The organism is Bacillus sp. Marseille-Q3570, assembly GCF_946151055.1.
GTDB lineage: Bacteria > Bacillota > Bacilli > Bacillales > Fictibacillaceae > Pseudalkalibacillus.
Map to the genome: position 1 here is coordinate 1 of NZ_CAMGYZ010000021.1, position 24,906 is coordinate 24,906.

Consider the following 24,906-nt stretch of genomic DNA (forward strand, 5'->3'; position numbering starts at 1 on the left):
GATGAGGTTGATAGGTCTGGTGTGGAAGCGTGGCGACACGTGGAGCTGACAGATACTAATCGATCGAGGACTTAACCACACATAATGAACGCTGACGAACATCGTCACGTCCTGTGACAACGTCAGCACTAGCACATCCTGTGCGTCGTGTTTTCAAGAAAGACATTATCTAGTTTTGAAGGAATGGTTTCCTTCAACTTCATACAGTCTGGTGACGACAGCGAAGAGGTCACACCCGTTCCCATGCCGAACACGGAAGTTAAGCTCTTCAGCGCCAATGGTAATTGGGGGCTTCCCCCTGTGAGAGTAGGACGTCGCCGGGCAACAACAAGAGTAGTCGAGAGACTGCTCTTTTTTGTGTTTAAGGAAGAAATGTAGAACTCAGAGAAGGTATTGAGTACATGAAAGTACAAGAAAGCCAGTATGATGCACTCATAAAGCCGTTCTGAATACATGAAAAGGAGAAAAACCGGATTTGATGTATTCAGAAAGGTGGTTGCACAGGCAAGATATTGATTCACTTGACGGACAAACAAATCTGACTTTGCTCCTTAAATGGCCGTATGGAACTTTCATACGGACAAACAAACTCGATTTTTGCTCTTTGATGGTCGTATAGAGCTTTCATACGGACAAAAAAACCAACTTTTACTCCCTGAATGGTCGTATGAGTTGCTTATGAAAGAGTCATGAAGTGCTCAAAGCAGAAAAACTGGATTTTGATGTACTCATGGGAGCGTCATGATGTGTTCAAAGCAGAAAAACTGGATTTTGATGTACTCATGGGAGCGTCATGAAGTGCTCAAAATAGATAAACGGGATTTTGGCGTGCTCATGAAAGAGTCATGAAGTGTTCAAAATAGAAAAACCGGGTTTTGATGTACTCATGAGAGGTTTATGATGTGCTCAAAATAGAAAAACCGAGGTTTGGCGTGCTCATGAAAGAGTCATGAAGTGTTCAAAATAGAAAAACCGGGTTTTGATGTACTCATGAGAGCGTTATGGAGTAATTAAAAAAGAAGCTCGTTTATCGAATGTAAATGCTGAACAATGAACTTACAAGAACTCGGAGGTAATTCCCAATAAGGTGTATGATTTTCCGTGTTTGTTTCGTTCGTGTTATATTTATTTTTAGATGGAGGCGATAGTATTGGATAATTTCCGTTTTGATTCAAAAGCAGTACATTTTCATAAACGACTCAAATCAGAAGCAACAAGTAAAGCGCAACCGATCTATCAAACCTCAGCTTTCAAGTTTAAAAATCTTGATGAGCTTGAGGGATTTTTTGAAGGTAAATCACCATTTATGTACTCAAGAGTGAACAATCCGAACACGGATGATTTAGGGAGAGGTGTAGCTCAGCTCGAGGGAGCACCAAATGGAATTGCGACCTCCTCTGGGATTTCAGCAATTTTAGCAGGAATACTCTCTGTAGCTGAGCAAGGATCGCATATCGTTGCATGTGAAGATTTATACGGCGGTACATATCAGTTGCTCGCTAAAGAATTACCGTCTTTAGGGATTGATGTGTCATTCACTTCTTTTGAAAGTGACGAGAGCATCCGCTCAGCAATGAAATCTAATACGGTTCTACTATATTCCGAAACGATTACAAATCCATTTTTACGAGTGGAGAATGTAGATCTAATCGTGAAAATTGCCGAAGAAACAGGTATCCACACGATGATTGACAACACGTTTGCAACACCTTATCTGCTTCAGCCATATTTAAAAGGAGTGAACCTGGTAGCACATAGTGCAACGAAATATATTGGAGGACATTCAGATATTTCGGCAGGTGTACTTGTCGGTGATGCTGCTCTTGTCGAAAAAGCACGGAGCAAAGTCACGAATTTTGGGAGCAATCTAAGTCCATTTGAAGGCTGGTTGACGTGCCGAGGACTAAAGACCTTAAGTCTTCGTATGGAGAGGCATGTAAGCAATGCTAAGAAGCTTGCAGGCTTTTTATCAGAGCACGAAGGTATCGAAAAAGTATATTATCCCTCGGACGCCTCTGAAAAAGGGAATGGAGCGATTGTATCGATCATTTTACGTGATGATATCGATCCTAATCAATTTACCGAGAAACTTGATTGGATCGGCGTAGTACCTACATTGGCAGGAGTGGAAACGACTGTATCGTATCCGATCGGGACTTCACATCGAGCTATCCCAGCCTCGGATCAAGAGCGGTTAGGGATAACCAAGCAATTGATTCGGATCTCAGTCGGGATTGAAGATTATTTGGATATCGAGGATGCATTCCGAAAGGCTTTATCTTAATATGCGGAAAGTGCTGCTGATTTTTGGCAGTACTTTCCTACCTTAACAAAAAGATTGAAAAAGTACTTGCAGTCTTTTGGTTACCGTGGTATATTAGATATTGTCCGATTGAAAGGGACAATGCAAAAAGTTGAGACGAAGACATCGTCCAAATACTATTATCGTCGCGGGGTGGAGCAAGGAGCATAACTCCTTTTGAGAAATCACGTCGACTTGTCCCGACGCAGCTAGCAACGGAAGCATAGCTAGTAGAGGAAGGGACTACAAACAGGACAAAGACATCGTCCAAATACTATTATCGTCGCGGGGTGGAGCAGTCTGGTAGCTCGTCGGGCTCATAACCCGAAGGTCGTAGGTTCAAATCCTATCCCCGCAACCAAATTAAGTTCATTGTCCAACGTCGAGATATCTTACTTTCAATGAACATATGGAGTACCCGAAGGGGTGCAACCAATTAAAACTTACTACGTCGAGTAATCATCAAAGTTAGTTTTAGATATTGGTGCCAGTGGTGCAACCCAATTAAGTTCATTGCACTACGTTGGTTATCTTGCTTCCAATGGACAAGGAGTACCCGAATGAGTGCAACCAATTAAAACTCATCGAATACATGTTTTGAACGTAATGATTCAAAAATACATATTTGGACCCGTGGTGTAGGGGTTAACATGCCTGCCTGTCACGCAGGAGATCGCCGGTTCGAATCCGGTCGGGTCCGCCATCAACATGAAACAAAGGTTTCGTGTTTTTTTATGCCATAAAACGGAGTCCATGAACCTTCTTACTGCTTTACCGACTTTTAGATAACTATTATTTAATCTTCCTCTTCATCAAAAGAAATCCACCATCTAGTCAAATGGGATTAAAAAACGAATTCCTTCAAATCCCGACTTTTCTCTCAATAATTCCTATTAGATCAATCGATTATAAATCTCTTGCACTGCCTTCTTTTACCCTGTCTTTCAGCTTGGATGTGGAAACGATTCCCTTCATACGGTGAGTTATAATCCCTTAAAAGCGCTTCCACTAAAAAAATTTATTCTCCCAAAAAGCCCATGGTTAATATGATGTAAGCGTTTACTAAATAACTGACTAGTCTAAATTATCAAAAAATAAGGTTGACCTCTCGAAAACATCGGAGTAATATTGTCATCAACATAATTTTCTGACAAAAGTTCATGCCCCGTCAGAAAGGGCTTCAAGCAAATTTATTTACAAAGAAAAAATGATATGAAAGGAGCGATCGACATGAGCGAACAATGGATTTACCTGAACGGCCATTTTGTTAATAAAAATGAAGCTGTTGTATCTGTGTATGACCACGGATTTTTATACGGAGATGGGGTGTTCGAAGGTATTAGAATGTATGATGGCAATATATTTCGCCTGAAAGAGCATGTTGATCGCCTATATGATTCGGCGAAATCAATCATGCTCGACATCCCGAAAACGAAAGAAGAATTATCGGAAATCATCGCAGAAACACTGCGTAAGAATGATTTACGTAATGCATATATTCGTGTCGTTGTATCAAGAGGAGTCGGAAACCTTGGCCTCGATCCAAATAGTTGCCGGAACCCTCAGATCATCGTCATTGCTGAACAGCTCGCTTTGTTCCCAAGGCAGCTGTATGATGCGGGTATTGAAATCGCCACGGTAGCTAGCAGAAGGAACCGCGCGGATGTATTATCTCCAAAGGTGAAATCATTGAATTACTTGAATAACATCCTTGTGAAAATCGAAGCGAATCTCGCTGGTGTGAGTGAAGCATTGATGCTCAATGATCAGGGATATGTGGCGGAAGGTTCCGCAGATAATGTGTTCATCGTCAAAGGAAATGTCATCAAAACGCCTCCAGGCTATGTTGGAGCATTAGAAGGCATTACAAGAAACGCAATCATCGAAATTGCCCAATTGTTAGGTTTTGAGATGCGGGAAGAGGTATTTACCCGTCATGATGTTTATACCGCTGATGAGGTATTTCTCACTGGAACTGCTGCTGAGGTGATCGGCGTCGTAAAAGTCGACGGCAGGCAAGTAGGCGATGGACGTCCAGGCAAATATACAAGTCAGCTTTTAGAAGCGTTTCGAAATACAGTAGCAGAAGATGGATACAAAGTGTACTCAGATAAAAAGGTTCAAGCAGGATAGCAGGTTGGTGGTGATTAGATGCGAAGTGACATGATCAAAAAAGGGATAGACCGTGCGCCGCATAGGAGTTTGTTGCGTGCTACGGGCGTCAAGACAAGAGATATAGAAAAACCATTCATCGGTGTTTGCAACTCTTACATCGATATCATTCCAGGCCATATGCATTTGAATGTTTTTGCTCAAGTCGTGAAAGACGCGATTCGGGAAGCAGGCGGCATTCCATTTGAATTCAACACGATTGGCGTGGATGATGGAATCGCAATGGGGCATATCGGCATGCGATACTCCTTACCGAGCAGAGAGGTCATCGCTGATTCAGCCGAAACCGTAATAAATGCCCACTGGTTTGATGGGGTCTTCTTCATTCCTAACTGTGACAAAATCACCCCAGGAATGCTGATGGCGGCGGCAAGGACAAATGTACCTTCTGTTTTCGTATCAGGTGGCCCGATGGAAGGCGGAACTTCGAAAGACGGTAAACCGTTATCTCTCGTGTCCGTTTTTGAAGGCGTCGGTGCTCATCAATCCGGGACAATGACATCCGAGGAACTTCTTGATATAGAACAAAACGCTTGTCCGACATGCGGTTCATGTTCAGGAATGTTCACGGCGAACTCGATGAATTCCATGATGGAAATGGTCGGTCTGGCGTTACCAGGAAACGGGACGATCGTCGCTACATCAGATGAACGTCATCGACTGATTAAAGAGGCTGCTCATCATTTGGTCGACATGATCAAGAAGGATATCAAACCGAGAGACATCATTACGAAAGAGGCGATTGATGATGCATTCGCACTAGATATGGCGATGGGAGGATCAACGAATACCGTTCTTCACACTTTAGCGATCGCGAATGAAGCAGAGGTTGAATATGACATCAACCGAATCAATGAAATCGCTGAAAAAACGCCTTACCTGTCAAAAATAAGTCCGGCATCGGATTATACGATGGATGATGTACACCATGCTGGAGGAATCAGCGCTATCATCAAAGAGCTTTGTCAAATCGATGGATTGGTCAACAGGGATCGAATTACTGTAACCGGAAAATCGTTATATGAAACGGTCAAACCGTATGACATCAAAAATGATGAAGTGATCCGGCGAAGGGATAATCCTTATAGTAAAGTCGGCGGCTTATCAATCCTGAATGGGAATATCGCTCCAGAAGGCGGCGTCATCAAAGTCGGCGCTGTCGATCCTTCAATCAAGACATTCATGGGGAAAGCGGTATGCTTCGACTCACAGGACGAAGCCCAGCGAGGAATCGATGACGGAACGGTCCAGGAAGGCGATGTAGTCGTTATCCGTTATGAAGGTCCGAAAGGCGGGCCAGGGATGCCGGAAATGCTAGCTCCGACCGCAGCGATTGCAGGACGGGGGCTGGATAAGAAAGTCGCCTTGATAACAGATGGCCGGTTCTCAGGAGCCTCCAGGGGCATCTCAGTCGGACACATCTCACCGGAGGCAGCAGAAGGCGGGCCGATCGCATTTGTACAAGATGGCGATTCGATCTTCATCGACCTTCAGAACCGTACAATCAACCTGATGGTTTCAGAGGAAGAACTTGAGGAGCGCAGGCAAAATTTCGTTCAACCTCCTCCAAAGATTAAAAAAGGTTATTTAGCTCGATATGCAAAACTAGTCACATCCGCGAGTACAGGCGGAATCATGAAAATTTGATATCACCAAATCGACGACGAGGTAAAAGTGGATGGATTCCGTATTTCCAGAGAGCCGGTAAAGGTGGAAGCCGGTAATACACCCATTCACGACATCCCCTCTGAGTGTCGCATTGAACTTCTAGTAGGTGCGACCGAGTGTTTTTAAACACTTGTTACTAAAAAGGGACTGACCAATTGGATCAGCCCCATGAGATAGCATCTGTAAGGATGCTATGAACGAAGGTGGTACCATGAAGAGGATCAGATCAAAGCCTTTTCATCCTTTACGAAATGAAACATTGTCGTAGTGGGTGGAAAGGCTTTTCATTTTGTAAAAAAGCCTTTATGAATTAAAAGTTGATGTTCAAGAGTTACTTTCTTCAGGTGAATTCCCGACACTTCTGCGGAAAAAGCGAGCCAAGCAACGCCCCGCAACAGGCGATGTCCATGCGAGGAGGCTTACGGATTCGACAGCGGAAATGGAGGAAATTCAAAAGAACCAACCATTAAGCAAAAAATTCAGGGAGGAGATTGAAATGAAGGTGAAAATGAAGGCAGAACCTGAAGAGCAGCGGCTGACTGGTGCCGAGACTCTGATCCATGCCTTGAAGCAAGAAAAAGTCGAAGTTGTTTTTGGGTATCCGGGAGGAGCGGTTTTACCAATCTATGATGCACTTTATCGTAACCCGATCAGGCATGTGCTGGCACGACATGAACAAGGGGCGATTCACGCGGCTGAAGGTTATGCAAGAGTTTCCGGAAAGCCCGGCGTCGTTTTAGCAACATCAGGACCAGGTGCTACGAATCTGATCACAGGTATTACCGACGCGATGATGGATTCACTGCCGCTTGTCATCTTTACAGGCCAGGTGGCATCTGGTGTCATCGGTACAGACGCCTTTCAAGAAGCGGATGTAACCGGAATTACGATGCCGATTACAAAACATAACTATCAAGTCCGTGACTTGAAAGACCTCCCTAGAATTGTGAAAGAAGCGTTTCATATTGCAACGCATGGCCGTCCTGGTCCAGTGCTGGTCGATATTCCGAAGGATGTTTCAGCGACGGCGACGGATGTGAACTTTGATGGAGTGGTAAATCTTCCGGGATTCCAGCCGACGACGAATCCGAATGTCTTGCAAATCAAAAAGTTGAACGAAGCGATCGAATCAGCAAAGAAACCAGTGATATTAGCAGGAGCAGGGGTATTGCACGCCAAGGCATCTGAGCAATTGCGATCAGTAGCGGAATCGAAAAATATCCCAGTCGTCCATACCTTGCTCGGATTAGGTGGTTTCCCGGCAGACCATCCGTTGTTTCTCGGAATGGGAGGAATGCATGGATGCTATGCCGCAAACATGGCCTTATACGAATGTGATCTGCTCGTGAATGTCGGTGCCCGGTTTGACGATCGGCTCACAGGTGATCTAAAAACCTTCGCACCGAATGCAACAGTCGCTCATATCGATATCGATCCCGCTGAAATCGGGAAAAACGTGAAAACACACATTCCGATCGTCGGAGATGCAAAATCGGCACTGCAGAAACTTGTAGACGAGCAAGGATCAAGTTCAATGTGTGATGAGTGGGTAGAGCACCTGGGACAATACAAAACAGAATATCCTTACTGGCATCAGGAGTTGGAGGATGCGATCTCTCCTCAAAAACTGATTACGGAAATCCATTCGCTGACAGACGGAGAAGCGATCGTGACAACAGATGTCGGACAGCATCAGATGTGGGCAGCCCAATATTATACCTTCAACGATCCGCACAAATGGGTCACTTCCGGAGGACTTGGAACGATGGGATTCGGATTCCCAGCAGCAATCGGCGCTCAAATTGCTGAGCCGGATAAAAAGGTTGTAAGCATTGTCGGAGACGGCGGCTTTCAAATGACATCCGAGGAGCTCATCCTTTTAAGGGAATTGGATCTTCCAGTCAAAATCGTCATCGTCAACAATGGGGCTCTCGGAATGGTAAGGCAATGGCAGGAATCCTTTTACGAACAGCGGTATTCACAATCTGTCTTCAGCCTGCAGCCAGACTTTGTCAAACTGGCAGACTCATATGGCGTGAGAGGATTCAAGGTCGAAACAGAGGAAGAGGCTAAGACTTTACTATCTGAAGTATTGGCTGATGATGAACCGGCATTGATCGATTGCCGTGTTTGCCCAGTAGAAAACGTTTATCCGATGGTAGCACCAGGAACAGGGCTCCACGAAATGATCGGGGTGAAACCATGAAAAGGAGAATTGTAACAGCAACAGTCATCAACCAGAGTGGTGTCTTGAATCGAGTGACAGGACTTTTTACGAAACGTCACTTCAACATTGAGAGTATTACAGTCGGTCATACCGAAACAGAAGGCATCTCGAAAATGACGTTCGTCGTCAATGTCGAGGATGATCGGCAAATCGAACAGCTCTTGAAACAGCTGAATAAGCAGATCGATGTCCTCAAGGTATCCGACATCACCAATCAGGCGATTGTGGCAAGGGAACTTGCACTTATCAAGGTACTCGTGAATGGGCAGACCCGAGCGGAAATCAGCGGTATCGTCGAGCCGTTCCGGGCTTTGATCATCGATATGTCACGGGATACCCTCACTGTCCAGGTCACTGGTGATACAGAAAAGATCGAAGCGATCATCGAACTGTTAAGACCATACGGAATCAAGGAGCTTGCACGTACCGGAATCACAGCATTCACAAGAGGATTTCAGAAATCAGTCACTGATCTTAAGCAATATACACTTTTAAAATAACCTGAAAGGATGATGGAAAATGGTCAAAGTATATTATAACGATGATGTAACGAACGATGTGTTGAAAGGGAGGAAAGTTGCTGTTGTCGGTTATGGTTCCCAGGGTCACGCACACGCCCAGAACTTACGGGAAAGCGGCTATGACGTCGTTGTCGGACTTCGGCCTGGGAAGTCATGGGATCAGGCGGAAAAAGACGGATTTGCTGTAAAATCTGTACGAGAAGCGAGTGAAGAAGCGGACGTTGTCATGGTGCTGCTGCCGGATGAATGGCAGCCTACCGTCTATAAAAACGAAATCAAACCAGCATTGACTCCAGGGAAAGCCTTAGCTTTCGCACACGGTTTCAACGTCCACTTCAATCAGGTGGTCCCTCCGGAAGATGTCGATGTTTTCCTTGTAGCACCTAAAGGTCCAGGACATCTAGTGAGAAGAACATTTGAAAGCGGTGCTGGGGTCCCTGCACTTTTCGGTGTCCAACAGAATGTGACAGGTGAAGCGGCGAATCTCGCGTTAGCTTACGCGAAAGGGATTGGTGCTGGCCGAGCTGGAATTTTGGAAACGACCTTCAAGGAGGAAACAGAAACCGACCTATTCGGTGAACAGGCTGTCCTTTGCGGAGGACTCACCTCTCTCGTAAAAGCAGGCTTCGAAACGTTGACAGAAGCTGGTTACCAGCCAGAAGTCGCTTACTTCGAGTGTCTCCATGAACTGAAACTGATCGTCGACCTCATGTATGAGGATGGAATCGAAGGAATGAGGTATTCGGTATCGGATACGGCACAATGGGGTGATTTCGTATCAGGTCCACGAGTCGTGAACGAAGAAACGAAAGCAAGGATGAAAGACGTATTGGAAGATATCCAATCAGGTGAATTCGCCAAGGGCTGGATTCTTGAGAACCAATTGAACCGTCCTGTCTATAACGCTACGAATGAGCGGGAGAAGAACCATCAGATCGAAGTAGTGGGAAGGAGATTACGAGAGCTGATGCCGTTCATCAAAAAAGAAAAAGAAAAGGAAGTGGTCGGCAGTGGCAAAAATTGATGTCTTTGACACAACCCTGAGAGACGGTGAACAATCAGCTGGCGTCAATCTAAACCATCTTGAAAAGCTTGAGATCGCTCATCAATTAGAACGTTTGGGCGTCGATATCATTGAAGCCGGCTTTCCGGCAGCGTCCAAAGGGGATCTGCAATCAGTCAAACGGATTGCAGAATCTGTGAAAAACAGTTCGGTGACGGGGCTTGCCCGTGCGAACCGCAAAGACATCGACGCAGCTTGGGAGGCGTTGAAGGGATCGGCTGAACCAAGACTCCATGTGTTTCTTGCCACATCACCGATCCACATGACCTACAAGCTGAAAATGACGACAGATCAGGTGCTTGAAAAAGCGGTCGAGGCTGTCAGTTATGCGAAAAAGAATTTTCCACATGTCCAATGGTCAGCTGAAGATGCGTGCCGTTCAGACAAACATTTTCTCGTAAAGATCATCACGGAGGTCATCAATGCAGGTGCGACGGTCATCAACCTTCCTGATACGGTCGGCTACATGACACCTGAAGAATACGGCGGACTGTTCCGGTTCATCAAGGAGAACGTACCGAACGTCGATAAGGTAAAACTTTCGGCACACTGCCACAATGATCTCGGAATGGCTACAGCCAATACACTGGCCGCGATTGAAAATGGAGCAGATCAAGTTGAAGGAACGATCAATGCAATCGGTGAAAGAGCCGGAAATACTGGTCTTGAAGAAATTGCAGTAGCGCTTCATATCCGGAACGATTTTTACAGGGCGAAGACAGGATTGAAGCTCGATGAATTGAAACGTACGAGCAACCTTGTCAGCAAGCTTACCGGAATGAATGTACCAGGAAACAAAGCGGTTGTCGGAAACAACGCATTCGCACATGAATCTGGAATCCATCAGGATGGCATGTTGAAGGAGAAGACGACTTACGAAATCATCAGTCCAGAACTGATCGGTGTGCAGACCAACCGCCTTGTGCTAGGAAAGCATTCCGGACGTCATGCTTTCAAAAACAAAGTGAAGGACATGGGCTTCGAATTGACGGATCAAAAGCTGAACGAAGCATTCCAGATGTTCAAGGATCTCGCTGACAAGAAGAAAGAAGTCTCCGACGATGATATTTTCGCTCTCCTTATGGAGAAGCAGACCGAAGCGGAAGGCGTACCAACTTACGACTTGAAGAGCTTGCAAGTGCAATACGGGATGGATAATATTCCAACTGCAACGATTGCAGTCGTGAAACCGGATGGAACGCATACGCAGGAAGCGGCGACTGGTTTCGGAAGTGTCGAAGCGATCTATAATACGATCGAGAAGCTCGTTGAAGACTCAGTCGTTCTCCTCGACTACAAGATTCATTCAGTCGGCGGAGGAAGAGATGCACTGGCAGAGGTTTATGTACAAGTCAAATACAATGACGTCCAATCAAGCGGACGAGGAACTGCCCAGGACGTACTCGAAGCATCGGCAAGAGCATACCTGGATGCAGTCAACCGAGTTCGAAACGTACACCAACGCGAGAAGAAAAAAGCGTCTGTGTAATAACTAAGGATTAGACTTATTGGATCTTAACGGACATGAGGGACCTTATCTGTGACAAAAGCGGTTGTTTTTCGATAATTTGAGGCAAATAAGGTCTCTGGTGTCCTCTAAACTTATGTAAATTCAGTAAGACAACTAAACTTTTTAAAAATGGAGGGATTATGATGAAAAAGCAAGTGGCAGTACTACCAGGTGATGGAATCGGGCAAGAAGTCATGAATGGGGCCCTTGAAGTGTTAAAAGCTGTCGAAGACCACTATGGACATCAATTCAAGGTTGTTCAAGCAGATATTGGTGGTGTTGCCATTGATCATCATGGCACTCCTCTCCCTAAGGAAACGCTTGAAGCCTGTAAACAAAGCGATGCCGTCCTACTCGGTGCAGTAGGCGGACCGAAATGGAACGATGTACCTGTGGAGATCCGCCCTGAGAAGGGGTTACTAGGAATCCGCAAAGAGCTTGGGCTGTTCGGGAACCTTCGTCCAGTCAAAACATTTGAAGCTCTCGTTGACGCTTCACCATTGAAACCGAGTGTCGTAGAGGGTGTCGATTTCATCATCGTAAGGGAATTGACCGGCGGCCTTTATTTCGGTGAACCGAGAGAACGAAGAGGAAAGAATCAGGAGATTGCTGTTGATACGCTCCAATACGAGAAGAAGGAGATCGAGAAGGTCGTCCGCAAAGCATTCGAACTTGCCTCCAAACGTCGGAAGAAGCTGACATCAGTTGATAAAGCGAATGTGTTGGAATCAAGCAGGATGTGGAGAGAGGTCGTCGATCAGCTCGCACCGGAATATCCAGGTGTGGAAGTCGAGCATCTTCTTGTAGACGTCGCAGCTATGAAACTCATCTACCAACCGAACCAATTCGATGTCATCGTAACCGAGAACATGTTCGGAGACATCCTTAGTGATGAGGCTTCCATGTTGACCGGTTCACTAGGAATGCTTCCATCCGCTAGTTTACGAGAAGACGATTTCGGACTCTATGAACCTGTCCACGGTTCAGCACCGGACATTGCCGGTAAAGGCCAGGCGAATCCACTCGGAATGGTTTTATCCGTTGCCATGATGCTGCGCCACTCTTTCGGGATGACGGAAGAAGCTGATATGGTCGAAGCTGCCGTTGAGGAAGTCCTTCGTACAGGGGCAAGAACAGCAGACCTGGCAGGCAATGCCATCGTTCCTGTTTCGAAAACGAAAGAAATGATCGATTTAGTCGTCGAACAAATGAAGCCGAATTATGCAATGTCAGGTATCCTGGCGGCTTATTTGTAAGAAGGCTGTCTATACGAAACGTTGTAAGAATGACACTGTCCAGTGGAGGAAATTGAAGTGAAACCAAAAAATATCATTGAAAAGTTGTGGGATGAACATATCGTCTATCAGGAAAGCGGCAAACCTGATCTCCTTTACATCGATCTCCACCTGGTTCATGAAGTGACGTCTCCGCAAGCCTTTGAAGGACTGAGGCTTAAAGATCGATCGGTGAGGCGTCCTGATCGGACTTTCGCCACGATGGATCATAATGTTCCGACGATCAATCGGACAGTGATCAAAGACGAGGTGGCAAAGACCCAGATGACCAGGCTAGAGGAAAATTGCAAGGAATTCGGGATCGAACTTGCAGATATCCATCACCCGGATCAAGGAATCGTCCATGTCATCGGACCAGAGCTTGGTCTCACGCAACCAGGAAAAACGATCGTGTGTGGAGACAGCCATACCTCCACGCACGGTGCTTTCGGCGCTCTGGCATTCGGGATCGGGACGAGTGAGGTCGAACATGTCCTCGCTACCCAGACGCTGTGGCAAGCCAGACCGAAAACACTGCAGATCGAAGTCACCGGAAAACTCGGTTTCGGTGTCACAGCCAAGGATCTGATTCTCGGGATCATTGCGAAATTCGGGGTCGGTGTAGGTGCAGGGCATGTCATCGAATTCACAGGAGAAGCAATCCGAAATCTCTCGATGGAAGAGAGGATGACAGTCTGTAACATGTCGATCGAAGCAGGTGCTAAAGCTGGAATCATCAGTCCTGATGAGGTTACATTCGATTATTTGGAAGGAAAACGCCATGTTCCAGAGGGAGACCGTTTCATGGCATCTGTTGAGAAATGGAAGTCATTCGCAACAGATGAAGGCGCAAGCTATGACAAAACCCTTCAAATCGATGGAGCTGAAATCGAGCCTCAAGTGACGTGGGGGACGAATCCTTCAATGGGCATCGGCATCAGCGATTTAGTGCCTTCACCAGACCAGTATGACAGGAAATCGGATCAGGAAGCCGTGCAAAGAGCCCTTACCTATATGGATCTTATAGGTGGAACGAAAATTGATGAAGTTTCAATCGATTTCGTTTTCATCGGATCCTGTACCAATTCACGGTTAAGTGACCTCCGGGCAGCAGCTGAAGTTGTGAAGGGACGGAAGGTCAAACGTAGTGTCACAGCTCTTGTCGTTCCGGGTTCACAATCAGTCAAAAACCAGGCAGAGCAAGAAGGCTTACACGAAATTTTCCAGGATGCTGGTTTTGAATGGCGGGAGTCCGGGTGCAGCATGTGCCTTGCCATGAATGATGACATCGTCCCACCTGGAAAACGATGTGCGTCGACGTCGAACCGTAACTTTGAGGGTCGGCAAGGAAATGGCGCAAGAACACATCTCGTCAGTCCGGCGATGGCTGCGGCAGCCGCGATCGAAGGACGTTTTACAGATGTCCGTGAAATGATGGCAGTAGTACATTAGAGGAAGTGAGAAGCATGAAAGGAATCCGTGAAATCAGCGGGAAGGTTTTCCCGTTAAACAGGGACAATGTTGATACCGACCAGATCATCCCGAAGCAATTCCTGAAAAAGATCGACCGCCAGGGATTCGGAAAGTTCCTTTTCTATCATTGGCGATATGATGACGATGGAGCGTTGCGCAGTGATTTTCACCTCGATGATGCGAAATATGCTGGAGCTTCGGTCCTGGTCGGAGGCGAAAACTTCGGCTGCGGTTCCTCGAGAGAGCATGCGCCATGGGCTTTGCAGGACTTCGGTTTTGATGTGGTCATCGCACCGAGCTTTGCAGACATTTTTTACAACAACTGTTTGAAGAACGGGATGTTGCCGATCAAATTGAGTGATCAGGAAGTCAAGAGGTTGCTCGATAAAGGTTTGCAATCGGATTATACGTTAACCGTTAATTTAGAGAAACAATCCATTCGTGATGCAGAAGGATTCGAATCATCATTTGACATCGATCCTTACTGGAAACAGATGCTGTTGAACGGATGGGATGAAATATCGATCACCCTCACTTATGAGGACCAGATCGAACAATATGAAAAATCAAGACAGGAGTGAAGTGTGTTGGGAATTTCTTAAATGGAACTGAGATCGTAAAAGCAGCAGAAAATTTGATGCATGACGTCCACAGGACACCTTTGAAACAGTCGAAAACCATAAACCGTCTAACAGGCCGTCAAGTCTTTTTGAAAATGGAGAATCAGCAAAGGACCGGTTCTTTCAAATTGCGTGGTGCGTTGAATAAGATCTGTTCATTGACAGAGGAAGAGGCTTCACATGGAATCGTTTGTGCTTCAGCAGGCAACCATGCACAAGGGGTGGCGCTTGCAGCTTCAGAAAGAGGGATTTCAGCTAAAATCTTCATGCCGAAAAAGACACCTCTCGCTAAAGTAGAAGCGACGAAATCGTATGGAGCTGAAATCAAGTTGACAGGCGAGACGTATCAGGAAGCTTTTACAGCTGCGAGTGAAGATATGCTTGCGAACGGATCTACCTTCGTTCATGCTTTTGATGATGAGAAAGTGATGGCCGGACAGGGAACAATCGCATTAGAAATGATGCAGCAATGTCCGGATTTGGAGGCGATCGTCGTACCAGTCGGAGGTGGAGGCTTGATTTCGGGCATAGCTGTAGCGGCGAAGACCTTCCATCCTCAGTTGAAGGTGATCGGGGTACAATCACAGGGAGCCCCGGCAACGTACAACCAGTTCACAGGGAAAAACACCAGTTACATGAACCAGGCGAAAAGCATCGCGGATGGCATCGTCGTGAAAAAACCTGGGAAGCGCACATATCCGGTCATTGAACAATTCGTCGATGAAATGGTGACGGTCAGTGATGAAGAAATCGCTTATGCCATCATGTTCATGCTTGAAAGGGAAAAGACGCTAGTTGAAGGAGCAGGTGCAGCAGCTGTTGCTTCTCTCCTATGCAACAAGATTGATGGTCAACGGAACAAGGTCGGCTGTATCGTCAGTGGAGGGAATGTCGATCTCAGTAAAATCGAACATTATAGGAAATTAAGTCATCAATTTCTGGATGAGAAACCGCTGACCTCAATGTCTTGAACTCGAACGATTGAATAGGATTTTCATTGGAAGTAGGATAAAATAAAGAATGTAAATGTCAGAAAAACCTTAGGAGAAAATGCCTAAGGTTTTTCTTTCGCACGATAGACTATAATGGAGAATAGATAGAGAACGAAAAGGGGTTGTAGCCGATGAAGGATGAATTCGAATGGATCGAGAGCATCACACCAAAAAAGAATCATCAGCCGACAATGATCGAAGGGATAGGCGATGACGCAGCACTTATCCGCCCGGAAACAGAGTTCGATGATATTTTATGTGTGGATACGATGGTCGAAAACATCCATTTCAGCCGAAAAACGATGAGTCCTTATCAAATCGGGTACAAAGCTTTAGCAGTAAACATCAGTGATGTCGCTGCCATGGGGGGCGCACCGAAGTTTTATCTCGTATCGATCGCGATCCCTCAGGAATGGACAGAGGAAGAGCTTCGAGAGATCTACAGAGGGATGGAAGATCTCGCTGACAAATACAAGGTTGATCTTATCGGCGGGGATACGGTCTCTACCGCAGGTCCTCTCGTGGTGTCAATAACCGCCCATGGACGGGTCCAAAAGGGCCGAAAGCTGTTACGGAAAAATGCCCAGCCAGGTGATACTGTGTTTTTGACAGGTACAGTCGGATTATCGGCTGCGGGACTTGAGATTCTGCTCAAAAATCATGTTTCCAATGATTTCAAAAGACTGATTGATGCCCATCAGCTGCCCGAGCCGCAAGTACGAGCGGGGTTGCTTCTCGCTGAGAGTGGGTTTAAAATTGCGTTAAACGATATTAGTGACGGACTAGCCAGTGAATCACATGAAATTGCTGAAGCCAGCCAGGTCCACATCCAACTTCGATATGATCAGCTTCCAACGGTTGATGAATTCAATCACTTTAAATCCGAACAAGTGTTGGATTGGATGCTGTATGGAGGAGAAGATTTTCAATTAGTCGGAACCGTCCCGCGTGATGACTGGCCAGCTCTAGTAAAGCTTTTCAGCGAAAATGGACAACCGCTCCATGGAATCGGGGAAGTAGTCGAAGGGGATACAGGGGTCACCTTGCTACAAGGCGACGATCTGATTCCGATTTCCAAAAAAGGGTATAACCATTTTAGTCAATGAGAACAAGGTGATAGAAGTGGATACATTACAAATTAAACTGACAAGTCCAGAAGAAACGATGCAGTTCGGAGCTCGGCTGGCGGATTTTTTGAAGCCAGGCGATGTCATCACCCTGGAGGGTGACCTTGGCGCCGGGAAGACGACTTTAACAAAAGGACTTGCGAAAGGGTTACATATCAAAAGGGTTGTGAAAAGCCCGACGTTCACGATCATCCGTGAATATAAAGGACGACTACCCTTATATCATATGGACGTCTACCGATTGGAAGACAGCGATGAAGATCTGGGTTTCGATGAGTACTTCGAGGGAGAGGGCGTAACGGTCGTCGAGTGGGCTCACCTCATCGAAGATTTTTTACCGGATGATCGGCTTGGAATCACGATCCGCCGAGTTGGTGATGATGAGCGTGAATTGACGATCGAACCGACAGGAGAACGTTCGAACAGCGTATGTGAGGAGCTTAGGAATGAAAGCATTAGCGATTGATACATCCAACCTTGTGATGGGTGTTTCCGTAATATCCGATGGCAAAATCGTCGGGGAAATGACGACGAATATGAAAAAGAACCATTCTGTACGATTGATGCCGGCGATCGACAGTCTTCTGAAAGAAGTCGATATGACACCGAAGGAACTCGACCGTATCATCGTAGCGAAAGGTCCCGGATCTTTTACAGGTGTCCGGATCGGCGTTTCTGTGGCGAAAACGATGTCATGGTCACTCGGCATTCCGGTTACTGGAGTATCAAGCCTTGAGGTCCTTGCCCAGAACGGGAAGTATTTTGATGGAATGGTTTGTCCATTGTTTGACGGCAGGAGAGGGCAGATTTACACCGGTCTATATGGGATTTCTGATGGGCGTTTCCAGCTTTTGCAGGAAGAGCGGATCGTCCAGCTGACCGAGTGGCTCGAGCTGCTGGAGGAAGGGTCTGAGAAGGTGTTGTTTTTAGGGAATGACCTTCCGCTCCATCAGGAGAAAATTGAAGAACACTTCGGGGAGAGGGCTGTATTCGGACTAGCAGCCGATCATAATCCTCGTGCTTCAGAGCTTGCGGCACTTGGCGTGGAACGAGAAGGAGAGGATGCTCACACCTTCACTCCAAGCTATTTGCGATTAGCTGAAGCAGAAGCCAAGTGGCTTGCGAACCAAAAAAAGTAGGTGCCTGAAATGGTTGAAAATTTGACTTTCCGCGTCATGACATTAGATGACCTTGAAGACGTGTTGAAAATAGAAAAATCCTCTTTTCCGAATCCATGGAGCAGGGATGCATTTTACAATGAGGTCGTGAACAATCAGTTCGCCACCTATCTGCTCCTCGAGGTGGATGAACGACCGATCGGTTATTGCGGGATCTGGATCATCATCGATGAAGCGCATATCACGAATATCGCGATCATTCCTGAATTCAGAGGGAAGAAATACGGTGATGTCCTGATGAAAAAAGCGATGGAACAAGCTCGGACGATGGGTGCCAAGACGATGACACTTGAAGTCCGGTTAAGCAATGTGGTCGCGCAACGGCTCTATCGCAAATACGGATTCGAAAACGGTGGCATCAGGAAAAACTATTACACGGATAATGGAGAAGACGCGTTAGTAATGTGGGTGAATTTATAATGCAGGAAAAAGATGAAATCATATTAGGAATAGAAACAAGCTGTGACGAGACAGCTGCGGCCATTGTAAAAAACGGTACAGAGCTGCTTTCGAACGTCGTCGCTTCTCAAATTGAAAGCCATAAGCGGTTCGGCGGTGTCGTACCGGAAATTGCGTCCCGTCACCATGTTGAACAGATCACGATTGTCATCGAAGAAGCGATGAAAGAAGCGGGCATCGGTTTTGAGGATTTGTCTGCAATCGCTGTGACGGAAGGGCCTGGTTTGGTCGGTGCCTTGTTGATCGGAGTCAATTCAGCGAAAGCCCTTGCCTTAGCACATGGTATTCCACTTGTAGCGGTCCATCATATCGCAGGTCATATTTACGCGAACCGCTTGCAGGAACCAATGGAAGAGTTCCCGTTGCTGGCGCTGGTCGTTTCGGGTGGTCACACGGAATTGATTTTGATGCAGGAGCATGGAACCTATGAGATTATCGGGGAAACCCGTGATGACGCTGCCGGTGAGGCGTATGACAAGGTTGCTCGTACATTGATGCTTCCGTATCCGGGTGGTCCGCATATCGATAATATGGCAGCAGAAGGCTCACCGGTGCTCGATTTGCCACGCGCTTGGCTTGAAGCAGATTCGTTCGACTTCAGCTTCAGCGGTCTGAAATCTGCGGTGATCAACACGCTACACAATGCATCCCAACGTGGGGAAGAGATCAATCCGAATGATCTTGCCGCAAGCTTCCAGGAGAGTGTCATCGACGTCCTTGTTGAGAAGACTTTTCGGGCTGCCAAGGAGTATGGCGTGAAGCAGGTTGTCGTAGCAGGTGGAGTAGCAGCGAATAGAGGATTGAGGGAACGATTGACTGGACGGTTTGCTGAGACAGGGGTCCGGTTGTCGATTCCGCCGTTGTGGTTATGTACCGATAATGCAGCAATGATTGCCGCAGCAGGCTCGATCGAGTATCAAAAAGGAAAACGCGCCGATATGAAGCTCAATGGTAACCCGGGCTTGGAACTTGGGGACGGTTCTCATGCTTCCTGAGCATAAGGACCGTTTTTTTGTTGGGGACGGTTCTTGTGCTTCCTGGCTTTAGTGGGGACGGTTCTCATGCTTCCTGAACATGAGGACCGTAGATTGTCGAAAAAGGAAAGCGGACTATAGTCGCTTTCCACCCGAACAATGTCTTTTTGAAGCTGAGGGATTTTGTTGCTTTGAGGCTGAGATGCAAGATTCCTTCCGTTTTTCAGCTGATTTCGCCTTGTGAAAATAATTAATATACGTTCCTCGACATATCTATGTTGCTTATTTAAGTCGCTGATCATCTGGCGATGCGATTATCCCCAATTGTTGTGGATAAGAACAGCATCAACATCCAAATTAGCTTATGTCGATCATTCATCATAAATCGACAAAATGTATTATCTATCAATAATTTTAAAGGTGAATCTCAAGAAATCAAAAAAGAGAATAATGTCTTTTTAACCATCCTTACACAATTATTGAATAAGCCTCATTGAGTTGAAGAAACCCCAACAAGCCAGTGATTCAGTAGTCTCTGTCAATGGTTTATCTTTGAGTGGATGAACCCGAAGCATTCAAAAAAACAAAAAAATCACAAATAGTCGAATAGCGTCGAAACGAAGTGTGGAAAACTTTTATCCACAAGTTGTGAACAATGTGGATAACAACTTGAGACCGAAAGAAAATAAGCTCTTGTGGATGTGAATAATTTTTCGTGGATAAATCAAGGGTTTTGTGTGGATATTGTGGAAAAATCGACAATTAAACAAAAGAATTGCTACTGTGACTGTGTATAACTCTGTGGATTATGTGTATATGTTGATTATTTTTGTCAGATAAAAAAGAATGAAGACTCAATGAGCCATTCATTCTTAGCTACCCCTCTTAATTCAGTTGTAAACTTTCCCATTCTTCCAAAAGATTTTCCAATTCTTGATTGGATTGTTCCAGCTGTTGATTGAATTCTTGTGATTTTTCATAGTCCTGGAAGACTTCTGGCTTGCTTAGCTTGTTTTCATAGGTTTCGATCGCATTCTCTAATTCTTCGATTTTCACTTCAATCTCTTCAATTCTGCGGAGGCGCTTCCGCTCTTCTTTTTTTGCCTGTTTATCAATTTGGAATTTTTCCTTCTGTTCCGTAGCAGGGGTGTACTGCTGAAGTTGATTCTGCTCTTCTGTCTCAATCCGTTCAAGCTCCGCCTGTTCTGCTTTTTTCTCAGTATAATAGTCGTAATCACCAAGGTAGTTTTCCAATCCATCTGGAGACAACTCTACGACTCTCGTGGCGATCCGGTTGATGAAATAACGGTCATGGGAGATGAAGAGGATTGTGCCTGGATAGTCGATCAAGGCATTTTCCAAAACTTCTTTACTGTCCAAATCCAGATGGTTCGTAGGCTCATCAAGTATAAGAACATTCGCTTTCTGAAGCATCAGTTTGGCAAGGGCGAGTCTCGCTTTTTGGCCGCCGCTCAGTTCATTGACGCCTTTCAGGACATCATCCCCGCTGAACAGGAAGTTTCCAAGAACCGTCCGGATATCCTTTTCAAGGTGGGTAGGGTACTCATCCCAGAGCTCTTGCAATACGGTCTTATTACTATTGAGATTCGCCTGTTCCTGATCATAGTATCCAATCTGCACATTCGAACCGAATTGGATAGTCCCGGTTATTTTTCGTTCCGGATACATGATCGTTTTGATCAACGTTGATTTACCGATTCCATTCGGTCCAACTAATGCGATGCTTTCTTCTTTTTGGATCTGGGCCATGATGTTTTTTGCGAGAATTTCCTGGTGGTAGCCGATCGCCACATCGTTAAGTTTCAGTACATCATTTCCAGTCTGGCGTTCAATTGTAAAACCGAACTGTGCTGATTTCTCACCACCTTCAGGTCTGTCCAACTTCTCCATCTTGTTCAGCTGCTTCCGTTTGCTTTGTGCCCGTTTTGTTGTGGAAGCACGGGCGATGTTCCGCTGCACGAAATCCTGGAGCTTAGCGATTTCCGTCTGTTGTTTCTCGTATTCTTTCATTTCTTGCTCATATTGCTCGGCTTTCAACTCGAGGTATTTGCTGTAGTTTCCTAGATACTTCTTGCTTTTATGCCGAGAGATTTCATAAACCTGCGTGACGACCTTGTCAAGGAAGTAGCGGTCATGGGATACGATGAGCAGTGCACCAGGATAGGATTGAAGATATCCCTCCAACCAGTTCAACGTTTCGATATCGAGATGGTTGGTCGGCTCGTCCAAAATCAAGAGGTCAGGACGGGTGAGAAGCAGCTTGACGAGAGCGAGCCTCGTTTTCTGTCCCCCACTTAAAGAAGAAATCGGTTTATCATAATCCTCTTCAAAAAAACGGAACCCATGAAGGATCGAACGTATATCATTCTCGTATTGATATCCGCCTCGCAGCTGGAAGTCGTGCTGAAGTCCATCGTATTCGGCCAGTACCTTGCCATAAGCAACCTCATCATTCAGGATATGCTCTTTCCCCATCTTCTCCTCAAGTGTACGAATCTGATTTTCCATCTGTTGAAGATGACTGAAAACGGCGATCATTTCTTCCCATATCGAGTGATCGGATTCCAGGCCAGCATCCTGGGCGAGATAGCCGATTTCGATTTCCTTCGGTTTCATGATGGAACCAGAATCATGGGAGAGCTGTCCGCTGATGATTTTCAGCAATGTAGATTTGCCTGCCCCATTCCTGCCGACAAGCGCGATACGGTCGCGGGATTGTACTTCAAGTTTAATATTCGATAAAATAAGGTCAGCACCAAAATATTTAGTTATGTCCTGGACTTGCATGACGATCATGTTTGTTCACCTCAGTAGTTGAGGTTCAAAGGTCAACGAATGATAAACGGCGAATTTCCGACGCGCAGGACGCGCTAGTACTGCCGTTGTCACAGGAAGTGACGTTTTTAGGGAGTGATCGTTACTCGGTTTTACCGGTCCTCAAAACCATCGTGCCTTGAACTTCTTGTTTCTAATTCGTTGATAGCATAATGAAACCTTTGAACAGCTACTATTAGTGTAGCTTATCTTAGAAAGTTCAGGCAACCAAACAATATTCAAGGATTTGTGATAATTTCCCTTATTTGATGTCTTACTTTTTTATAAAAAAGGGTGTATAGTCTCTGTTAGGGTGGTGATTCTGTGGGCGATTTCACGCATTTCAATGATCAGGGCCGCGCTAGGATGGTCGATATTTCAGAAAAAGAAGAAACAGTCCGGGCGGCAAGAGTACGAAGCAGCGTCCAGGTGACTGAAGAAATTTACAACGCTATCCAGGGTGGTAAGATTAAAAAAGGCGATGTCTTGTCAGTAGCCCAGGTTGCTGGGATCATGGCCGCCAAAAAGACGCCTGATATCGTTCCGATGTGTCACCCATTGCCGTTGAAAGCTGTAGATGTATCGTTTGACTGGAAAATCGACGACAGCTATGAACTGCTCATCGATGTGATGGTCAAGACGAAAGGGAACACAGGTGTGGAGATGGAAGCTTTGACAGCCGCATCCGCCGTCGCCCTGACGGTGTACGACATGTGTAAAGCAATCGATAAAGGGATGGTGATCGGACCGACTTACCTGCTAGAAAAGACAGGTGGTAAAAGCGGCGATTATCGTAAAGGATAAAACATAGATCAAACAATAGATTCAGTTGTGTTCTGATAATGAATGGAGGGGTCCGATGAGCGTTGAAGATCAAAAAATTCCGCAAGCTACAGCAAAACGTCTGCCATTGTACTATCGGTTTTTAAAAAATCTTTCTTCATCAGGTAAACTTCGTGTATCCTCTTCTGAACTTAGTGAAGCTGTGAAAGTGGACTCTGCCACAATAAGAAGGGATTTTTCCTATTTTGGAGCACTAGGTAAGAAGGGTTATGGATACAATGTCAATTATCTGCTGACGTTTTTCAGAAAAACACTTGATCAAGATGAAGTGACAAAGGTCATGTTGATCGGGATAGGAAACTTGGGGACAGCGCTATTGCATTATAACTTCTTGAAAAATGACAACACGCGCATCGAGTTGGCTTTTGATGTTGATGAAAAGAAGGTAGGTACAGATATCAGTGGTGTACCGATCCATCATTTGGATGAATTGAAGAATTTCGCTGATGCTGATGTATCTGTCGCTATCTTGACTGTTCCTGCTAACAACGCACAGGCTGTAGCAGATCAATTGGTGGAAATCGGGGTCAAAGGGATCCTGAACTTTACACCAGCACGGTTGACCGTACCCGAACACGTACGTATTCATCACATAGATCTTGCAGTCGAGCTGCAATCGTTGATTTATTTCTTAAAACATTACCCGTTGGATTAATTTGTCCATCCATTTTTTGAGGGAGGTGACCAGGATGCTTGGTCCAGGAAGTTGGATAATAATCGGAGTTGTAGCACTATTGATTTTCGGTCCTAAGAAGTTGCCTGAGCTTGGAAGAGCGGCAGGAAAAACGTTGAAAGAGTTCAAGAACGCAACAAGCGGGCTCGTAGAAGACGATGATGATAAAAAGAAAGAAAAGAAGAACACTCAAACGAAAACAGATGAGGAATAGATAGGAAGGTAGTTTTGTATGACGGAAAAACAAATGACACTTCAAAATCATATTGAAGAACTGCGCAAAAGGGTTTTTATCGTCATACTTGTTTTTGTAGTAGCGTTCATTGCAGGATTCTTCCTCGCGATGCCGCTTATACAATATTTGCAGCAAACCCCGGAGGCGGCTGGATTAGAGTTGAATGTATTCAATCTGACAGACCCTTTGCGGGTATTCATGGATTTCGCCTTTCTGATCGCGTTATTGATCACTTCACCGATTGCGTTTTATCAGCTGTGGGCGTTTGTAAGCCCTGGTTTGTTTGAAAAAGAGCGGAAGGCGACGCTGATGTACATTCCGCTTACATTTTTGTTATTTATCGCGGGATTATCCTTTTCCTACTTCATTTTGTTTCCGTTCGTCATCGATTTCATGAATGGTCTGGCTGATCTTTTGGGAGTTGAAGAAGAGTATGGAATCAATGAGTACTTTCATTTCTTGTTCAGGCTGACGCTGCCATTCGGGATTCTGTTCCAGTTCCCGGTCGTGATCATGTTTTTGACGCGGTTAGGGCTGGTGACGCCTGCAGTACTCCGTAAAATACGTAAGTACTCCTATTTTGTCTTGCTCGTGGTAGCAGGGCTGATCACACCGCCAGAGCTCATTTCACATCTGATGGTGACAGTACCGTTGATCCTGTTATACGAAATCAGCATCCTGATCTCCGGATTCGCCTATCGGAAAGCGATGAGGACAGCAGCAAAAGCTGAAGAGGAAGAAGACAGTGCATGATTATGAA

The 24,906-nt window shown here is 45.7% G+C and carries 21 protein-coding genes, 2 tRNA genes and 1 rRNA gene; 23 read left to right on the plus strand and 1 reads right to left on the minus strand.

The genetic code is table 11. The annotated features are described in order from the left end of the window. The first annotated feature begins 207 nt into the window (after positions 1–207). The 19 genes from rrf to tsaD all read left to right on the plus strand — a co-directional run bounded on the left by rrf (position 208) and on the right by tsaD (position 19,581). Positions 208–323: ribosomal RNA gene (rrf, locus tag N8M93_RS20840) — 5S ribosomal RNA — on the plus strand. 827 nt (positions 324–1,150) lie between these two features. Then, the gene (locus N8M93_RS20845; protein ID WP_261134587.1) at positions 1,151–2,284 is read left to right on the plus strand and encodes a PLP-dependent aspartate aminotransferase family protein; all 1,134 of its coding nucleotides are present in this window, start codon (positions 1,151–1,153) and stop codon (positions 2,282–2,284) included. Positions 2,285–2,586: 302 nt separating this feature from the next. Beyond that, positions 2,587–2,663, plus strand: a tRNA-Met gene (locus N8M93_RS20850). Positions 2,664–2,929: 266 nt separating this feature from the next. Continuing rightward, positions 2,930–3,005 (plus strand) — tRNA-Asp (locus N8M93_RS20855). A gap of 527 nt (positions 3,006–3,532) precedes the next feature. Next, positions 3,533–4,435 (plus strand): branched-chain-amino-acid transaminase, encoded by a 903-nt coding sequence (gene ilvE, locus N8M93_RS20860; protein ID WP_261134588.1) that lies wholly within the window; start codon positions 3,533–3,535, stop codon positions 4,433–4,435. An 18-nt stretch (positions 4,436–4,453) separates the two neighbouring features. Beyond that, positions 4,454–6,121, plus strand: coding sequence for a dihydroxy-acid dehydratase (gene ilvD / locus N8M93_RS20865; protein WP_261134589.1), 1,668 nt, complete (start codon positions 4,454–4,456; stop codon positions 6,119–6,121). A gap of 517 nt (positions 6,122–6,638) precedes the next feature. Beyond that, positions 6,639–8,348, plus strand: a complete 1,710-nt coding sequence (ilvB, locus tag N8M93_RS20870) for an acetolactate synthase large subunit (RefSeq protein WP_261134590.1) — start codon at positions 6,639–6,641, stop codon at positions 8,346–8,348. Beyond that, the gene (ilvN, locus tag N8M93_RS20875; protein WP_221569091.1) at positions 8,345–8,869 is read left to right on the plus strand and encodes an acetolactate synthase small subunit; all 525 of its coding nucleotides are present in this window, start codon (positions 8,345–8,347) and stop codon (positions 8,867–8,869) included. The genes ilvB and ilvN overlap by 4 nt, the downstream gene beginning before the upstream one ends. Positions 8,870–8,888: 19 nt before the next feature. Continuing rightward, entirely contained in the window at positions 8,889–9,914 is a 1,026-nt protein-coding gene (gene ilvC / locus N8M93_RS20880) for a ketol-acid reductoisomerase (protein ID WP_261134591.1), read from the plus strand. Further along, a complete protein-coding gene (locus N8M93_RS20885) occupies positions 9,901–11,442 on the plus strand; it encodes a 2-isopropylmalate synthase (RefSeq protein ID WP_261134592.1) in 1,542 nt (513 codons plus the stop codon). The genes ilvC and N8M93_RS20885 overlap by 14 nt, the downstream gene beginning before the upstream one ends. 164 nt (positions 11,443–11,606) lie before the next feature. Then, positions 11,607–12,719 carry a 3-isopropylmalate dehydrogenase gene (gene leuB / locus N8M93_RS20890; RefSeq protein WP_261134593.1) on the plus strand — a complete coding sequence of 371 codons (1,113 nt, stop codon included), beginning with the start codon at positions 11,607–11,609 and terminating at the stop codon, positions 12,717–12,719. A 57-nt stretch (positions 12,720–12,776) separates the two neighbouring features. Next, positions 12,777–14,189, plus strand: coding sequence for a 3-isopropylmalate dehydratase large subunit (leuC, locus tag N8M93_RS20895; RefSeq protein ID WP_261134594.1), 1,413 nt, complete (start codon positions 12,777–12,779; stop codon positions 14,187–14,189). 14 nt (positions 14,190–14,203) lie between these two features. After that, a complete protein-coding gene (leuD, locus tag N8M93_RS20900) occupies positions 14,204–14,791 on the plus strand; it encodes a 3-isopropylmalate dehydratase small subunit (protein WP_261134595.1) in 588 nt (195 codons plus the stop codon). 56 nt (positions 14,792–14,847) lie between these two features. Then, positions 14,848–15,801, plus strand: a complete 954-nt coding sequence (gene ilvA, locus N8M93_RS20905; protein WP_261134596.1) for a threonine ammonia-lyase — start codon at positions 14,848–14,850, stop codon at positions 15,799–15,801. A gap of 152 nt (positions 15,802–15,953) precedes the next feature. After that, positions 15,954–16,928 (plus strand): thiamine-phosphate kinase, encoded by a 975-nt coding sequence (gene thiL / locus N8M93_RS20910; RefSeq protein WP_261134597.1) that lies wholly within the window; start codon positions 15,954–15,956, stop codon positions 16,926–16,928. 16 nt (positions 16,929–16,944) lie between these two features. Then, on the plus strand, positions 16,945–17,415 hold the full coding sequence (gene tsaE / locus N8M93_RS20915) for a tRNA (adenosine(37)-N6)-threonylcarbamoyltransferase complex ATPase subunit type 1 TsaE (RefSeq protein WP_261134598.1): 471 nt from the start codon (positions 16,945–16,947) through the stop codon (positions 17,413–17,415). Next, positions 17,396–18,088, plus strand: a complete 693-nt coding sequence (gene tsaB, locus N8M93_RS20920; RefSeq protein ID WP_261134599.1) for a tRNA (adenosine(37)-N6)-threonylcarbamoyltransferase complex dimerization subunit type 1 TsaB — start codon at positions 17,396–17,398, stop codon at positions 18,086–18,088. Before tsaE ends, tsaB begins: the two co-directional genes overlap by 20 nt. A gap of 9 nt (positions 18,089–18,097) precedes the next feature. Then, entirely contained in the window at positions 18,098–18,547 is a 450-nt protein-coding gene (rimI, locus tag N8M93_RS20925; RefSeq protein WP_261134600.1) for a ribosomal protein S18-alanine N-acetyltransferase, read from the plus strand. Then, positions 18,547–19,581 carry a tRNA (adenosine(37)-N6)-threonylcarbamoyltransferase complex transferase subunit TsaD gene (gene tsaD, locus N8M93_RS20930; RefSeq protein ID WP_261134601.1) on the plus strand — a complete coding sequence of 345 codons (1,035 nt, stop codon included), beginning with the start codon at positions 18,547–18,549 and terminating at the stop codon, positions 19,579–19,581. Before rimI ends, tsaD begins: the two co-directional genes overlap by 1 nt. An 864-nt stretch (positions 19,582–20,445) precedes the next feature. Here tsaD and N8M93_RS20935 read toward each other — a convergent pair. Next, a complete protein-coding gene (locus N8M93_RS20935) occupies positions 20,446–22,377 on the minus strand; it encodes an ABC-F family ATP-binding cassette domain-containing protein (RefSeq protein ID WP_261134602.1) in 1,932 nt (643 codons plus the stop codon). A gap of 342 nt (positions 22,378–22,719) precedes the next feature. Between N8M93_RS20935 and moaC the strand changes: the two genes are divergently transcribed. The 4 genes from moaC to tatC are packed head-to-tail and all read left to right on the plus strand — an operon-like array spanning position 22,720 to position 24,899. Further along, positions 22,720–23,199, plus strand: a complete 480-nt coding sequence (moaC, locus tag N8M93_RS20940; protein WP_261134603.1) for a cyclic pyranopterin monophosphate synthase MoaC — start codon at positions 22,720–22,722, stop codon at positions 23,197–23,199. Between the two features lie 55 nt (positions 23,200–23,254). Next, positions 23,255–23,893: a redox-sensing transcriptional repressor Rex gene (locus tag N8M93_RS20945; protein WP_261134604.1), complete on the plus strand. Its 639-nt coding sequence runs from the start codon at positions 23,255–23,257 to the stop codon at positions 23,891–23,893. Positions 23,894–23,927: 34 nt separating this feature from the next. Then, positions 23,928–24,125 carry a twin-arginine translocase TatA/TatE family subunit gene (locus N8M93_RS20950; protein ID WP_221569106.1) on the plus strand — a complete coding sequence of 66 codons (198 nt, stop codon included), beginning with the start codon at positions 23,928–23,930 and terminating at the stop codon, positions 24,123–24,125. An 18-nt stretch (positions 24,126–24,143) separates the two neighbouring features. Further along, entirely contained in the window at positions 24,144–24,899 is a 756-nt protein-coding gene (tatC, locus tag N8M93_RS20955; protein WP_261134605.1) for a twin-arginine translocase subunit TatC, read from the plus strand. Positions 24,900–24,906: the final 7 nt, after the last annotated feature.